This window comes from Pseudomonas sp. P5_A12 (genome assembly GCF_056400685.1).
In genome coordinates this window covers 1-2,048 of the sequence record NZ_JBFUKU010000513.1, presented here as the reverse complement: position 1 = coordinate 2,048, position 2,048 = coordinate 1, and the positions used below count along the sequence as shown (strand labels likewise).

Here is a 2,048-nt window from a genome sequence, read left to right as displayed (position 1 = left end):
CCTACAAAGGTTTGGCTTGCACCTGTAGGAGCTGTCGAGTGAAACGAGGCTGCGATGTTTTAAGCGGCATAAAAAAACGCCCCGCTCTCAATGAGAACGGGGCGTTTTTTATGGGGCCGAATCAAGCGTAACTTTCGGTCTCGTTACTGGCTTCAACCAGTTCCAGTGCGATGTTGTTGTGCGCATTGATCTTGCGATACAGCGCAGCATCGGTTTCGAGCACTTTTTCACGAGCCGGGAAGATCTCTGCCAGTTTGGCAGCCCACTCACCGGAAGCCTTGCCCGGGAAGCATTTTTCGATCAGCTCAAGCATGATCGAAACGGTTACCGAAGCACCAGGGGAGGCGCCGAGCAGGGCGGCAAGGGAACCGTCCTTGGCCGCGACCAGTTCGGTACCGAACTGCAGGACGCCGCCCTTTTTCGGGTCTTTCTTGATGATCTGCACCCGTTGGCCGGCCACTTCCAGGCGCCAGTCTTCGGCTTTCGCTTCAGGGTAGAAACGACGCAGGGATTCCAGACGCTGTTCCATCGATTGCATCACTTCGCTGACCAGGTACTTGGTCAGGTCCATGTTGTTTTTCGCCACGGCCAGCATCGGGCCGATGTTGCCGGCACGAACCGACATCGGCAGGTCCATGAAGGAGCCGTGCTTGAGGAACTTGGTGGTGAAACCGGCGTAAGGTCCGAACAGCAGGGACTTCTTGCCATCGACGACACGGGTGTCCAGGTGCGGCACGGACATCGGTGGAGAACCCACGGCGGCCTGGCTGTACACCTTGGCCTGGTGGTGTTTGACCACTTCCGGGTTGTCGCAACGCAGCCACTGGCCACTGATCGGGAAGCCGCCGAAGCCTTTGCTTTCTTCGATGCCTGAAGCCTGCAACAGCGGCAATGCCGCGCCACCAGCGCCGAGGAAGACGAATTTTGCGTCGACGTCACGGGTGTTACCGCTGTTGACGTCCTTGATGCTCACGGTCCAGCCGCCGTTGCTGCGCTTCAGGCCGGTCACGCGCTTGCAGTACTTGACCTGCGCGTCGGGTGCGCTGGTCAGGTGCTTGAGCAGTTGATTGGTCAGGGCGCCGAAGTTGACGTCGGTGCCATTCATCACGCGTGTAGCCGCGACGACTTCGTCGGCCGGACGGCCTGGCATCATCAGCGGCATCCAGTCGGCCATTTTGGCCTTGTCTTCGGTGTATTCCATGTCCGCGAAGGCGTGGTGCTTGCTCAGCAGCTTGAAGCGTTCCTTGAGGAAGGAAACGCCACTGTCACCTTGCACGAAGCTCAGGTGCGGCACAGGGCTGATGAACGTCTTGCATGAGCCGAATGTGCTTTTCCTGGTCAGGTAGGACCAGAACTGCTTCGACACCTCGAACTGGGTGTTGATGTGTACGGCTTTCTTGATGTCGACGGTGCCATTGGCAGCCTGTGGCGTGTAGTTGAGCTCACACAGCCCGGCGTGACCGGTACCGGCGTTGTTCCACGGATTGGAACTCTCCGCGGCACCGGAATCCATCAGCTCGACGACTTCCAGCTTGATCGCGGGGTCGAGCTCTTTGAGCAATACCGCAAGGGTGGCACTCATGATGCCGGCCCCAACCAGTACTACGTCGACTGCTTCGTTATGCGCCATTTAACGCGTCTCCAAAATCTGCAGCACCAAATTGACGGCATGGCTGCCAGGAGTGAAGGGGCGTGTCAGTGATGCCCCAGGTACCCATGGCCAGTTTCGCCATGTCCGAATCTTCGCAATTTTTTGCAACTTCGACGGACGCTACCGGCCGGGTCAATGAGGGTTATGAACTCATTTCAACGCGCGACTGGCAATTCGACTTATGGTCGATACATCCGTTTGTGCAACCAAATCCGTAGCGGACAGGCTTCAGGCTCCGGTATTCGAGGAGTGCCCGGTCCTGTGTCGTTGGGCTGTTTCAGACGCTAATGGTGCATGTTCAGACGCAAAACTATTCATTTGCTCGCCACACTCTTGTGAAGTTGTGAAAACCCGTTTTTTTCACGCTCTTTTGAAGACGTGAACCTCAAAAAAGGGC

At 57.1% G+C, this 2,048-nt stretch carries 1 protein-coding gene; it reads right to left on the bottom strand.

Translation table 11 applies throughout. The features are described from left to right. Positions 1-121: 121 nt before the first annotated feature. Positions 122-1,630 carry a malate dehydrogenase (quinone) gene (gene mqo / locus AC1DSG_RS30600; RefSeq protein WP_477794208.1) on the bottom strand — a complete coding sequence of 503 codons (1,509 nt, stop codon included), beginning with the start codon at positions 1,628-1,630 and terminating at the stop codon, positions 122-124. Positions 1,631-2,048: the final 418 nt, after the last annotated feature.